16 protein-coding genes are annotated in these 12,776 nt (G+C 66.1%); 12 read left to right on the forward strand and 4 right to left on the reverse strand.

All coding sequences use genetic code 11. From position 1 onward, the window contains the following. Nucleotides 1-32 precede the first annotated feature (32 nt). The 3 genes from ACFK0J_RS02090 (at nucleotide 33) to ACFK0J_RS02100 (ending at nucleotide 2,734) form a co-directional block, all read left to right on the forward strand. Nucleotides 33-878 (forward strand): hypothetical protein, encoded by an 846-nt coding sequence (locus ACFK0J_RS02090; protein ID WP_378736018.1) that lies wholly within the window; start codon nucleotides 33-35, stop codon nucleotides 876-878. Between the two features lie 112 nt (nucleotides 879-990). Continuing rightward, a complete protein-coding gene (locus ACFK0J_RS02095; protein ID WP_378736020.1) occupies nucleotides 991-1,866 on the forward strand; it encodes a pentapeptide repeat-containing protein in 876 nt (291 codons plus the stop codon). Between the two features lie 592 nt (nucleotides 1,867-2,458). Continuing rightward, on the forward strand, nucleotides 2,459-2,734 hold the full coding sequence (locus tag ACFK0J_RS02100) for an HNH endonuclease (RefSeq protein ID WP_378736022.1): 276 nt from the start codon (nucleotides 2,459-2,461) through the stop codon (nucleotides 2,732-2,734). Nucleotides 2,735-2,747: 13 nt separating this feature from the next. Here ACFK0J_RS02100 and ACFK0J_RS02105 read toward each other — a convergent pair whose 3' ends face one another. Further along, complete coding sequence (locus tag ACFK0J_RS02105; protein WP_378736024.1) at nucleotides 2,748-3,062, reverse strand: hypothetical protein; 315 nt, start codon at nucleotides 3,060-3,062, stop codon at nucleotides 2,748-2,750. Between the two features lie 334 nt (nucleotides 3,063-3,396). After that, nucleotides 3,397-3,687: a hypothetical protein gene (locus tag ACFK0J_RS02110; protein ID WP_378736026.1), complete on the reverse strand. Its 291-nt coding sequence runs from the start codon at nucleotides 3,685-3,687 to the stop codon at nucleotides 3,397-3,399. Between the two features lie 166 nt (nucleotides 3,688-3,853). On the opposite strand from ACFK0J_RS02110, the gene ACFK0J_RS02115 reads away from it, so the two are divergent. Further along, nucleotides 3,854-5,104 carry a DNA modification methylase gene (locus ACFK0J_RS02115; protein WP_378736028.1) on the forward strand — a complete coding sequence of 417 codons (1,251 nt, stop codon included), beginning with the start codon at nucleotides 3,854-3,856 and terminating at the stop codon, nucleotides 5,102-5,104. Nucleotides 5,105-5,122: 18 nt separating this feature from the next. Here ACFK0J_RS02115 and ACFK0J_RS02120 read toward each other — a convergent pair whose 3' ends face one another. After that, nucleotides 5,123-5,344, reverse strand: coding sequence for a hypothetical protein (locus ACFK0J_RS02120; RefSeq protein ID WP_378736030.1), 222 nt, complete (start codon nucleotides 5,342-5,344; stop codon nucleotides 5,123-5,125). Then, nucleotides 5,341-5,616, reverse strand: a complete 276-nt coding sequence (locus tag ACFK0J_RS02125; protein WP_378736032.1) for a hypothetical protein — start codon at nucleotides 5,614-5,616, stop codon at nucleotides 5,341-5,343. Before ACFK0J_RS02125 ends, ACFK0J_RS02120 begins: the two co-directional genes overlap by 4 nt. 898 nt (nucleotides 5,617-6,514) lie before the next feature. Here ACFK0J_RS02125 and ACFK0J_RS02130 point away from each other — a divergent pair. The 8 genes from ACFK0J_RS02130 to ACFK0J_RS02165 all read left to right on the forward strand — a co-directional run bounded on the left by ACFK0J_RS02130 (nucleotide 6,515) and on the right by ACFK0J_RS02165 (nucleotide 12,741). Beyond that, nucleotides 6,515-6,919: a hypothetical protein gene (locus tag ACFK0J_RS02130; RefSeq protein WP_378736033.1), complete on the forward strand. Its 405-nt coding sequence runs from the start codon at nucleotides 6,515-6,517 to the stop codon at nucleotides 6,917-6,919. Next, nucleotides 6,919-7,215: a hypothetical protein gene (locus ACFK0J_RS02135; RefSeq protein WP_378736035.1), complete on the forward strand. Its 297-nt coding sequence runs from the start codon at nucleotides 6,919-6,921 to the stop codon at nucleotides 7,213-7,215. Before ACFK0J_RS02130 ends, ACFK0J_RS02135 begins: the two co-directional genes overlap by 1 nt. After that, a complete protein-coding gene (locus ACFK0J_RS02140) occupies nucleotides 7,199-8,722 on the forward strand; it encodes a terminase large subunit domain-containing protein (RefSeq protein ID WP_378736037.1) in 1,524 nt (507 codons plus the stop codon). Before ACFK0J_RS02135 ends, ACFK0J_RS02140 begins: the two co-directional genes overlap by 17 nt. After that, entirely contained in the window at nucleotides 8,719-8,874 is a 156-nt protein-coding gene (locus ACFK0J_RS02145; protein ID WP_378736039.1) for a hypothetical protein, read from the forward strand. The genes ACFK0J_RS02140 and ACFK0J_RS02145 overlap by 4 nt, the downstream gene beginning before the upstream one ends. Then, nucleotides 8,871-10,106 (forward strand): phage portal protein, encoded by a 1,236-nt coding sequence (locus ACFK0J_RS02150; RefSeq protein ID WP_378736041.1) that lies wholly within the window; start codon nucleotides 8,871-8,873, stop codon nucleotides 10,104-10,106. Before ACFK0J_RS02145 ends, ACFK0J_RS02150 begins: the two co-directional genes overlap by 4 nt. Then, on the forward strand, nucleotides 10,081-10,800 hold the full coding sequence (locus ACFK0J_RS02155; RefSeq protein WP_378736043.1) for an HK97 family phage prohead protease: 720 nt from the start codon (nucleotides 10,081-10,083) through the stop codon (nucleotides 10,798-10,800). The genes ACFK0J_RS02150 and ACFK0J_RS02155 overlap by 26 nt, the downstream gene beginning before the upstream one ends. Before the next feature lie 153 nt (nucleotides 10,801-10,953). Next, entirely contained in the window at nucleotides 10,954-12,336 is a 1,383-nt protein-coding gene (locus tag ACFK0J_RS02160) for a phage major capsid protein (RefSeq protein ID WP_378736045.1), read from the forward strand. 117 nt (nucleotides 12,337-12,453) lie between these two features. After that, nucleotides 12,454-12,741, forward strand: coding sequence for a hypothetical protein (locus ACFK0J_RS02165; protein ID WP_378736047.1), 288 nt, complete (start codon nucleotides 12,454-12,456; stop codon nucleotides 12,739-12,741). Nucleotides 12,742-12,776 lie beyond the last annotated feature (35 nt).

Here is a 12,776-nt window from a genome sequence, read left to right on the forward strand (position 1 = left end):
GCCCGGATGGGAAGAGGTTGGGAGGGTTACCTGTGATCAGGGTGATGTTCTGGAACATGCAGGATCTGTTCTGGTCCGACACGGCCGAGGAGCAGGCGCGACGTGAGATGGTGTACGAGCTGATCTGCGACCACCATCCGGATGTGTTCGCTGGCACCGAGATCCGCGCCCCACGCAGCGATGACGAACGCGAGGTCGTGTCCGCCCGGTGGCGCGAGCTCACCGACGCGACCGGGCTGCGCTGCGATGTCGGAGACGGTGAAGTCGCGATCGCATTGGGAGGACACACCTTTCACGCTGGGCTGGCCTGGCGCGACGGGATCACTGCGGTGCCGGGTTGTTGGGAGGGGTGGGGTGAGCGCGACTTCTTCCATTCCTGCGGCCGTATCGAACTCGACCTGGGCGGGCCGGTGGTGACCTACGCGGTCTATCACGCGCCGCCGTTCGGCAAGAACCGGCGCGCCGATGAGGCCGAACGCCTCGCGGCACTCATGACCCGGCCCGTCGACCGGTCTGCCGGGATCATTTTGGCGGACTGGAACTCGGTGTCCGCCGATGTCGTGCACCGGCCCGGCGGCATTGGACACGGCTGGATGGGCGACCCCGAAGAGGTTTCTGAGGAGTGGGAGTACTACGACCGGACCCCTACGAACGCCAGCAGTGGCATCCCGATTTTCTCTACCAGTGCCGATGGGAGTACGAGCAAGGGCTTCGGGTGCGGTGGTGGGCCGACCGGACTCCGGGTGAGCACCTACTCGAGGGCGGCTTGCTCGATGCCGCAGCGGTGCTGGGTGCAGCGTGGCAGGCTACGGTCGGGCACCGTGATGCCAGCCAAGGCGACCCTTACGGACAGCGCCGCATCGACGCGGCCAAGGTGACCGCCGGGCTGGTGAGCGCGTTGCGCGGCTATCAGGTGCTCGATTCGGCTGCCGCGCAGACATGCTCGGACCATTTGCCGATCCTGATCGACTACGACATGGAAGGCCAGTGATGCGGCTACCGGATACCAAGACCTCATCGACGCTGGTGACCTGGCTGATCGGTGTAGTGGCGGCGGCGATCGCGGGCGCCACCGTGTGGGTCAGCGGCGATGCGGACATCGTGATGGCGATCTTGTGGGCGGCGACCATCGGTGTGATCGCTGTCATGCTGGCCGTCGGTCTGCGAGCATGGGGCCAGGACCAGCGGGTTCGGGTATTCAGCACCGCCATCGGTCAGCTCGGGTCGGAGAATCCTTTGGTGCGCGCCGGGGCGGTGTACGACTTGGATCGGCTACTGCCGGACTGGGATCCGATGGGTCGCCGTCACGTGCTGGGCATGTACACCGCGATCCTGGCCCACGCCGACTACGCCGGGCGCGGACAGCAATCCCCCGGTCCGGAGATCATCGCGGTATTCGACTCGCTGCGCCGTCACCGCCGCATCCTCGAACACAGTGACCGCCTGTCCTGGCCGGGTGTTCGGCTGCCGGGTGTCGATCTGCATGAGCTGTACCTGGCGGGCGTGGTGCTGGACAGCGCGGACCTGACCGACGTCGATGCACGAGATGCGAACCTGGCGGGCGCGAGCCTGGCCGGTGTCACCCTGATCGGTGCGAACCTCACCGGTGCCGATCTGAGCGGCGCTGACCTCACCGGCTCCAGACTGATCAACACCAACCTCACCGGCGCAAACCTCACCGATGCAAACCTGTCCGAGGTCACGCTCACCGGCGCGAACCTCACCGACACGAACCTCACCCGCGCTGACCTACGGACCATCCGCGGGCACACCCCGACCAGCTGGCCGCCGCCACCGGCATCGATCCCAGCCTGCTACCCAAACCCTGATGCGGGGCGCGCCCTCTGTGGGCCGCTGCGGCAGTGACCTCGCTGTCCGCCTTCTCGACTGCGCAACACCAGCAATGTGATTCGAACGGTACAGGCGACCGGTAGGAAGGCGAGCGTAGTCGCAACAGCACAACTGAAGTGGATTAGAAGAGCTCAACCACCCAACTCGTGCGGTTCGCCAGGTGGTGTGGTGCGACCTCACGGGCAGGAACGACAGTCCGTGGCACAGCGCTTGTTTTCAAGCCGCCTTGACATCGGCCGCCCGTCTCAGGGACGCTGGGAGTCAGCGGTACACGTGTGTCCGCGCGACCCCGATCCATCCCCTCCGGATCGGGGTCTTCGTCATCGATGGAGGGGTTCGCGCGCCCGACTGCGCGTACCTTCTCACCGAACCCCGCTCCGACATGTCGCGCCCGTCTGCGCTATGGACCGCCCGTGGGCAGCTCCAACATCTCTGATTCGGAAGCCGTTCGGTGAGGAGTCCTTTCCCGCAACATCCAAAGGATTGCATCATGCCTGTATTTCTGCAGCTCATCCTCTGGCTCATCGCCGTCGGCCAGCTGGCCAGCGGCTCCGCCAGTGGTTCTGCCGGTCTCCCGACCGGTAGCTAGCAAGCAATTATGAGATCGGTGACGACGGACCCGCGCCAGACCCACCGGTGGCGGGCCATCGTCGCCGACATACGTGCCCGCAGGCTGGCGTGCTGGCGCTGCGGGCAGCCAATCGACTATGCCGCCGCCCGGTTCGCACCGGACGGCTTCGAGGCCGATCACTTCTATCCGGTCAGCACCCACCCGCACCTGGCCCTGGATCCAGCGAACGCGCGAGCAAGTCACCTGCGCTGCAACCGGTCTCGCGGCAACACCGCGCCAGCGACCGGGGAGTGGGTGCGGTCGGACTTCTGACCCGGCCTGGCAACTACGAAAAGCCGCCCAACGCTCCGATTAAACAGAGCACGAAAAGCACGGCGATGGGGACGGCTAGTCCTATACCGTTCCACCGCTTCCTTGGCTTGGGCGGTGTCGCCGGTGCTGCCTCCTGCGGGGAGTTGCCCTGCATGGCCAGCTCGAACAGGAACATCCCGGCGAGCAAGATGAACCCGAGCAGGGCGAGGATCAACCCCAACATGGTCACGAAGAAGAAGCCGACCATCCCGATAACAAGCATCACGAAGCCCAGACCGACAAGCGCTTGGGACACGGCCTTCTGGTTCGGCGACAAGTCATCCCCCATGTAGAAGTCTCCAAAGCTTGCGTACGCAGCCCGCCGGAACCGGCCAGAAGCATCGCTGCCATATAGGCAGTCAGCATCGTAGCAATCCGACTCCAATCACGCTGTACAACAATGAATCTCAAGTCGTCATGACGGCGGGGGAGGGGCGGGTGGAAAGTTGAACGCGATCGGCCTGTCTACTCCCTAGGCACTGGGCAATCTCCCCCCGCGGGCATACCCCCATCGCGCGAGGCCCACAGAGCGCTGCCTAACTGCCGAATTGTCTGTTGAGCACGCGCCCGCGCCGGAGGGCGGTCCCTCCGGCGCGGGTTCACCGTCTGGATTCGGCACCCTGCTACTCCTCGACTGTGAACCGGTAAAGGTCGCCGCTTCGGAGGAGCAGCGTCACGGGGAACTCTCCGAACGTCACCCTGCCGTCCACGACCGCCTCCTTCAGCTTCGCTGCCGTCGTGGGATCGCTTTCGAGTAGATCCTGCTCGGATTCGAGCTCTGCACCCGACTCCAGCTCCGCCAGTACATATTCGAAATTGCTTATCGTCCCGAATTCATATCCGAGGTCGTTTCCCCGCCCCCACCGGACGAACGCCAGCCCGCCGTTGTTGTTGAAGCTGAACTCCGTGCTCATCGCTGCTTATCCCTTCTCGCGACTGTGTTTTGGCATGTCCATTACCGCTCTGAGTCCGGGCGAAGTCAACAACTAGAGGTCATCAATAATGTTGTGTAACAACATCTTTCGCGCACTCGTAGATCCGGACGCGAGAGGGAAACCTGTCTGACAAGGAGTTTCATTCGTGAGTAGTCCTGTGACGGGGATCCGGTTCGACTCGGTACCGGTCGAAAATCTTTCGACATTCGGCGGCAACCCGCGCCGGGGCAATATCGACGCGATCGCAGCGTCGTTGTCGACGACGGGGCAGTATCGTCCGATCGTGGTCAACGCCGGTACTTTGACAGGCCGGGCGATGGAGGTGCTGGCAGGCAATCACACCTTGCTTGCCGCGCGTCAGCTCGGCTGGCAGCAGGTCGAGGCCGGGATCATCGATGTCGACGAGCAGACAGCCCGCCGCATTGTGGCCGCCGACAACCGCACTGCCGACCTCGGCGACTACGACCACACCGCGCTGTTCGAACTCCTCGACGGCCTCGACGACCTCGCCGGAACCGGCTACAGCACAGAGGACTTCGACAAGCTCGTCGCCGAGATCATTCCGCGCGAGACCCACACCGACCCCGACGACATCCCGGAGCTACCCGACGACCCGATCAGCGTGCCCGGCGATATTTGGCAGCTCGGCCCGCACCGGCTCGCGGTCGGCGATGCCACCGACTTCGCTGCGGTCGAAGCGCTGATGACTGGAGAGCAGGCCGACTGCGTGTGGACTGACCCGCCCTACGGCGTCGACTACGTCGGCAAGACCAAGGACGCCTTGCGGATCCAGGGCGACGCCGTAGCCGATCTCGACGGCCTGCTTTCCGGGGCGTTCGCCTCGATGGTCGCGGTCGCCCGGCCCGGTGCGCCGGTCTATGTCGCCCACGCTGACTCCGAACGGCTGCGGTTCGAGACCGCGTTGCGCGAGGCTGGAGTGCTGGTGCGGCAGAACCTGGTGTGGGTGAAGAACACGATCGTCATGGGCCGCAGCGACTACCACTACAAGCACGAGCCGATCCTGTACGGGTTCGTCCCCGGCGGGGAGGGGCGGCTGGGCAGAGGCGGGGACCGCTGGCACGGAGACAATGCCCAGTCCACAACGTTCGAGTTCGACAAGCCCTCGGCAAACCGTGACCATCCAACGATGAAGCCGGTCGCGCTCATCGAGGCGATGCTGGCCAACTCGCTGCGCCCCGGTGGTCGGGTCCTTGATCTGTTCGGCGGCAGCGGCTCTACCCTCATCGCCGCCCACCAGCACGGCTCTGCCGCCCGACTGGTCGAGCTGGATCCGCGCTACGCCGACGTCATTTGCCGCCGCTCTCAGGAGCACATCGGCGTCGTTCCGGTCCGAAACGACGGCGAGGCCGTGGATTTCACGGCCTCGCGCGTGTGATATCTGATCGGCGTTTTGTCAGAAGTCGGCGACCATGGCGATCTGCTCGGGTGTCGGATTCGGGATTTCCTCGATCTCGTCAAGGGTGCACAGGTCGAATTCGCCGTCCGCCCAGCGGACCTCGGCGAGCCCGTGGTGGGCGAACCCGTCCGGGTCGATGGCTGGGCAGGTGATGACCTTGCCGACGGTCGCGTCGACGCCGGTCGCGCCGAGCCAGTAGACCATCGTGCCGGGGATCATGCGCGCCTCTGGTTCTCGATGGCCGACGCGACGGCCGTGTCGATCCACTCGGCGAACTCCGTCGCCTGCTCGGGTAGCAGTGTCAAGATCACGTCGTTGCCGTTGATGGCGTCATAGACCGCGATCCGTACGGTGCCGCCGCGTACGTCGACCAGGGCGTGGCCCCAGTCGTCCACCGTGACGCCCTCCCAGTCCATCCAGTCGCCAGCGTCGGGATCCGGCTCGTCGTTCCACTCGACCTCCAGCTCCTCTTTGCGTCGGTCCTCGGTCATCGTGGTGCTCCCCTCCTGGTCTAGGTACACCACCATGAACGCTCTGACCGGGAACGAAGTCAAGCGTCATGGAAAGCCGTAATATGTTGCTGCACAACGCATTACGGAGCTAAGGTGTGATCGCTTCCGGATCGCGACCGGAAGATGGACCCGCTGTCGACGGGCGGCGGGGTGGAGCCAGGGTTGGAGCCTGCCTGTGGGTAGGGGCGCCGAGTTCGAGTCTCGGACTCCACGCGGACGAGGGATCCGCTCGCTACGGACCTCGGCCCCGGCGAGACGCACGACTCGTCGGAGCTTGGTGGCGGTCCGCGTTGCCCGGCCTGGACCCGACGGTAGCTCCGAAGGGAAAGGGCCGGGGAGCGCAGACCGCCGCTGGCTGATCACGCAACGGCTTCTCGGATTCGGGCGATCACGCCTCCGCGAGATACTGCAGCACCTCCTGTGCGGGCATTCCGAGTTCACGGGCGATCTAGTCGGGCGACTGCCCGATGTGAGTGCCGCAGCGATCGCGAGCTTGCGGACATCGGGGGACTGCGCGGACTCGCGCGGTATTCGCCGGGTGCGTTGATACACCGCCGACGGTGAGACTCCGAGCTGTATCGCCGATGCCATCGAAGTCCACGGACGTGCCCGATGTGACCGGTTCGTCTTTGTTCCCTAGCCGAATGGGATTCAGGCCGAGGTGGGAGGTCCCGCCGAGGTGCGGGTATCACCCCGCTTGCCTCGGCGTTCTCACGCCCTCGCGGCTACGTGACACCGCTACCGGATGGTTGGTCCGGGCGGCCGACCGACAACCTCACCCTCAGTCGGTAATCCGGGGGTACCACCCCCGGACGCGAGGTCCGGCACGCACACAACATAGCTCTGCCATCTCCTGCATGGGAAGGGGTAAACCGGCATGAGTCGTTCGAAATCCGTTGTGGCACAACATGTGCTGCAGCTGCGAAAGGCTGGGGTTTCCTACGCGAAGATCGCCGAGCAGCTCGATATCACCGAAGCCGACGCTTACGACATGGTGACCGCCGCGCTGCAGGCGCACGAGGAAGCGCCCGAGACCCGTACCCGCCTGGACCTCGAACGTCTGGACGCGATGCTGCTCGGTCTGTGGAAGCGCATCGGCCAGGGCGATCCGAAAGCCGTCGAACAGGGCCTGGAAGTCATGCGGATGCGCGCCGACATGCTCGCCGACCGCGCCGCATCCGGCGATGGCAGCGAGGTCGGGGACTATCTGGAATCGGTGAAAGCCGCTGCGCGAGAGAACAAGCAGAGCGCCGTAACGCGGCTGCGGGCGGTGGAGTCCTGATGGCGCGCTCGCTACCGGAGTCGGTCGCCGCAGCGGTCGAGGAGATGACGTGGCTGACTCCCGCCGATCAGGCGGCGGTCGATCTGGCACTGCGCTACGCGGTGCAGATCGAAGCCGGGATCGGTCGCGGCGGTCAGGATGCGACCAAGGCCCTGTACCTCGGTCCGCACCTACTGCGGGCGCTCGCCGAGCTGGGTGGCACTCCAGGAGGCCGGCGAGCGTTCGGTGACGGCGTCGGCGACGGAGTCGAGTCGACGCTGACCAGGTTGCGGCGCGAGTTTGGACACCCCGCGTAGAGGCTGTGAACAGCCACGCGTCTTCACCCCGCCGCTGCGGGAACTGACACGCGAGACGACCCACGGCTTCTCGGTCATCGACTTCGCCGAGGCAACGCTGGGGATCCAGCTGCTGCCGTGGCAGAAGTGGCTGTTCATCCACGCACTCGAACTGCGTGAAGACGGGCTCTACCGATTCCGCACGGTGCTGGTCCTCATAGCCCGTCAGAACGGCAAGACGCTGTGCATGCTGATCCTGGCGCTGTGGCACATCTACGTGCGTGGCTCACGCACCGTGATCGGCACCGCTCAAGATCTCGCCAACGCGGAGAAGGCGTGGGGCGAGGCGGTCGAAATCGCCGAAGCCGTACCCGATCTCGCGGTCGGGATCCGGCATGTGGTCAAGGTCAACGGCAAGAAGTCGCTGAAACTGCAAGCCGGAGAGCAATACCGGGTTGCCGCCGCGTCGCGACGAGGCGCCCGCGGCTTCTCCGGCGACCTGGTACTGCTCGACGAGCTGCGTGAGCATCAGTCCTGGGACGCGTGGGGTGCCTCGACCAAGACCACCCTGGCCCGGCCGCACGCCCAGGTGTGGGGGTTCTCCAACGCGGGCGACTCGCTGTCGGTGGTGCTGCGCTACCTGCGGGCGCTGGCCCACCAGGTATTGGGCTGGCCCGACGGAGACGCTGATGCCACCGCGCTCGAACTCGTCGGCGATGACGTCGTCGACGAGCCCGACGAGGACGATTCGCTGGCATTGTTCGAGTGGTCCGCGCCGCCGAGCGCGGATCGCCGCGACCGCGATGCGTGGGCGCAGGCTAACCCCAGCCTGGGCTTCACGATCACCGAACGCGCGATCGCTGCCGCCCTGCGCACCGACCCACCAGCGGTGTTCTCCGTCGAGGTGCTGTGCCGATGGCTCGAATCAGCCACCGCCGGACCGTTCGGCGACGGCACCTGGGCGGCAACCCTGGACGCTGGCTCTCGCATCACCGAGGGATCGCGGCGGGTCGTGGGCGTGGACGTCTCCTGGAACAGATCGAGCACCTATATCGCGCTGGCCGGATTCCGTGCCGACGGGCGCGCACATGTGGAGATCACCGCCGACCGGGCTGGCACCGACTGGGTCATCGACTGGCTGCTGGAGCGCCGCGACCGGATCGAGGCGGTGGTGCTGCAGGCCAACGGCGCACCGGTATCGAGCCTGCTCGACGCACTGACCGCTGCCGGGCTTCCGGTGCTGGCCTGGGCCGGTCCCGATCTCGGACGCGCGACCGGGCAAGCGTTCGACCTGGTCGACAACAAACGCCTACGCCATCTCCCGCACCCCGGACTCGACCTGGCCGCGACCACGGCGGCGGTGCGTCCGGTCGGGGATGCGTGGGTGATCGACCGCAAGCGCTCACCGAGTGACGCCGCGCCGCTGGTGGCCGCGATCGCAGCGTTGTGGGCGCTGCTGTCACCGGATGACCCGGCCCCGCAGATCCATGACTGGCCCGAGGAATTGTGGGAGGAAACCGGCGTATGAGAGCGAAAACTGTGCTGTTGCTCGATATTTCGGGCACAGCAACGATATTGGGTGGGCTGTGGCTGTTGGGGCCAGCGTTCGTTCTCATCGGCGCTGGCGCGATCTGTCTCATCGCGGCGGCGCTGATCGACCGGCGGGTCGATCGCTCGTGAGCTGGTTGTCGCGGCTGCTCGGCACTGGCGGCGAGGCGCGGGCACTCACCGAGCTGTCCTCGATCCCTTCGAACTGGTCGGGCATCTCCGAATCCGGGATCGCGGTCTCCGAACGCACTGCGTTGCAGCACGTCACCGTCTACGCCTGCGTGCGCCTGCTGGCCGATGCGGTCGCGTCGTTGCCGGTGGACGCTTACCGCCGACGCGGGGAGGTCCGTGAGGAGATATCGCCCGCACCGTTGTGGGTGCGGCGTCCGGATCCTCGCTGGACCCGCTTCGAGTGGCTGTTCCAGGTGGTGTGCTCGCTGGCGTTGCGCGGCAACGCCTACCTGCACGTCACCGCACGCGACCTGAGCCAGTTCCCGACTGTGCTCGAACCGCTGCACCCCGATGAGGTGATCCTGCACGGGGTCGACTCCCGGGGTGTCCCCACCGGCGGCAAGATCTTCTACTCCGTGCTCGGCCAGCCGGTTCCGGCTGCCGACATCGTGCACCTGCGTCGCTTCGTACTGCCCGGCAGCTTGATCGGGTTGAGCCCCATCACGCAGGCCCGCCAGAGCATCGGACTCGGGCTGGCCGCCGAACGGTTCGGGGCACGCTGGTTCGGCCAATCGGCGAACCCGTCCAGCGTGCTGGAGACCGACCAGCCACTCTCGGCCGACGCGGTGACTCACCTGCAGAAGCAATGGATCTCATCCCACGGCGGACGCCGCCACCCAGCGGTGCTCTCCGGCGGGGTGAAGTGGCGCCCGATCTCCATCACCCCGGAAGAGTCGCAGTTCCTGGCCACCCGCGAATTCCAGCGCGCCGAGATCGCGATGCTCTACGGCATCCCGCCGCACATGATCGGCGACACCCAGAAATCGACCAGCTGGGGTGCGGGCATCGAAGCCCAAGGCATCGGGTTCACCACCTTCACCCTGCGCCCGTGGCTGGCCTGCATCGAGGACGCCCTCTCGGACCTGCTGCCCCGCGGGCAGTTCGCCAAGTTCAACGTCGGTGGCTTGCTGCGCGGAGACCAGCGTGCCCGCTATGACGCCTACGCCTCCGCGCGCAACGCCGGATGGATGAGCGTCAACGAGATCCGCGCGCTGGAGGACCTGCCGCCGATCGAAGGCGGCGACTCCTACATCCAGCCCCTCAACTATGGCCCGCTCGGCGCGGACCCCACCAGCTCTGATGAGCCGACATCCCAGGAGGACCCGAGTGGACCGCTCGACGAAGTTGCGTGATTCACGCGAGATCCGTTCCTACGCAGCTCATCACGTGCAGCTACGCAGCCGCGACGATGAACTGACCTTGCGCGGCTACGCCTCGATCTTCGATGCCCCGTATGAGATGTACGGCGGACCCGAGGCCGGCGGATGGACCGAGACCGTCGACCCCGGCGCCTTCGACGTCACCCTGCGCGAACGCCCCGACCTGCACCTGCTCATCAACCACGACGGAATGCCGCTGGCCAGAACGAAATCCGGCACGCTGCGGCTCTCGGCCGACCGGCAGGGCCTGGCTGTCGAAGCCGACCTCGACCGCCGCGACCCCGATGTCGTGCGCCTGGAAACGAAGATGAGCCGAGGCGACATGGACGAGATGAGCTTCGCGTTCCGCGTCAAAGACGACGCCTGGAACCGTGAACAGACCACCCGCCGCATCACCGAGATCAGCCTGCACAAAGGCGACGTCAGCGTCGTGAACTTCGGCGCGAACCCCGCCACCTCGGCCAGCTTGCGTGGGCTGCTCGACGCGCTGGCCGACGTCGAGGTCGATGACACCCTGCTGGCCGAGGCCCGATCTGTCGGCGCGGACCGCCTCGGCTCCGCCCACGAACTGCTGGGCCGCCTGCACGGCGCACTACGCCCGAAGCGTTCCGACACGCTGCGCGTCGCGCAGCTCATCGCACTCGGTGAGGGCACCGACCTGAAGTAGTCCTCACCCACTCACAGCTTTATCCCCAACTACCACAACATGTTTCCGAGTCCTGGCACTGGATCGGGGGCTTCTCAAGCCCTGGCACTGGGCGGAAATGGCCTGGCACTGGCCGCCATTCACCCATTCCGAATCCAGCAAAGGACACCCATCATGGATGAGCGGCTCAACAGGCTCATCGCGCTGCGTGAGCAAGCCACCGAAACCCGTACGACGCTGCTCGGAGCGCGCACGACGATCCTTGCCACGGCCGCCGACGACGGCCGCGAAGACCTCACCGAGGACGAAGACCGCACCTTCCGCGAACTCACTGACCAGATCCGCACCGCTGACGCCGAGATCACCGGTTGCGACGAACGCATCAGCGAGCTGAACGAGGAGATCGAACGCGCCCGCGCGATCGATGAAGGCGCGGTCGCGCTGCGTCGCGCCCAGGCGCGCGTTCAGGTCACCGAGCAGCCAGCGACTTACGTCCGCGGCAACGGCCACTCCTACCTGCAGGACCTGATCCGGTTCTCGTTTCGGATGGATGCCGACGGCACCGCCGAGGAACGGCTGCGTAACCACGGCGAGGACGTCACCCGGTCTCCGGAGTACCGCGACCTCGATCGCGTCGACGGCACCGGTGGGTTCTTCGTGCCGCCGATCTGGTTGATGAACCAGTTCATCGAACTCGCTCGTGCCGGACGCGCGGTCGCCAACCTCGCCGAGTCCGATGTGCTGCCACCGGGCACGGACTCGATCAACATCCCGAAGGTCGCCACCGGCACCGCGACCGAACCCCAGACCGCCGACAACACCCAGATCGCCGACACCGACCTGACCGACACCTACGTCTCCGCCCCGGTGCGCACCGTAGCCGGTCAACAGGACATTGCCGTCCAGCTCTTGGACCAGAGCCCGATCAACTTCGACCAGGTGATCTTCTCCGACCTGATCGCCGATTACGCGGCCAAGCTCGATATCCAAGTCATCGGCGGCAGCGGCACCGCCGGACAGGTGCTGGGCGTCCGGCGCACGGCAGGTATCGCGACCATCACCGCTACCCCGACGGTGCGCTCGGTCTACGGGGCGATCGCCGACGCGGTCCAACGCGTGCACACCAAGCGGCTGCAGCCGCCGACGGTGATCGCCATGCACCCGCGCCGCTGGGGCTGGCTGCTCGCACAGCTCGACGACACCCAGCGGCCGTTGGTTCTGCCGCAACAGAACTCGCCGCAGAACGCACTCGCCACCCTGGGGGCGGTCGCCGCCGAACAGATCGTCGGCAACCTGCACGGGCTACCGGTCATCACCGACCCGAACCTGCCCATCACCCTCGGCACGGCCAACAACGAAGACGTCATCCTCGTGATGCGCGCCTCGGACCTGCGCCTCTATGAATCCGGTATCCGCACAAGGGTTTTCCCCTCACCGCGCTCGGCGACGCTGACCACCCGACTGCAGGTCTACGGATACCTGGCCTTCACAGCCGCGCGCTACCCGCAATCGATCGTCGAGATCGGCGGGCTCACCCCGCCCGACTTCGGCGGCTGACATCTATCGCGGGGGCCTGGTCCCCGAGCGGCGGCACGCCGTTCGGGGACAACAGGTTTGCGCGCCCCAGCCCTCATCAGGGCCTTCAAGCCCCCCTACCGAAAGGGAGGAGTGCCGATGTGGCACATCACGATCACCGTCGACGGTGATCCGTTCACCGATATCAGGAAGGTAGTCATGGCCAATCAGGACAAGATCGACGCCCTGGCAGCACAGCTGACCAAGGTCAAGACCGAGATCGTCACCGAAATTCAGCGGCTCAAGGACCAGCTCGACACCGGCACCGGTGTCCTGGACTTCACAGCGCTGGAAGCCCTCGCAGGCGACCTCGACGCCATCGTCCCCGACAAGCCGAACCCCGGTGAGCCGGACGAGGAAGAGCCAGGTACCGGCGAGCCCGCCTGACACACGGCGGTTCCTTTCGCTGCGGACCGACGCCT

This window comes from Nocardia brasiliensis, from assembly GCF_042691675.1.
Taxonomy (GTDB): Bacteria; Actinomycetota; Actinomycetes; order Mycobacteriales; family Mycobacteriaceae; genus Nocardia; species Nocardia brasiliensis_D.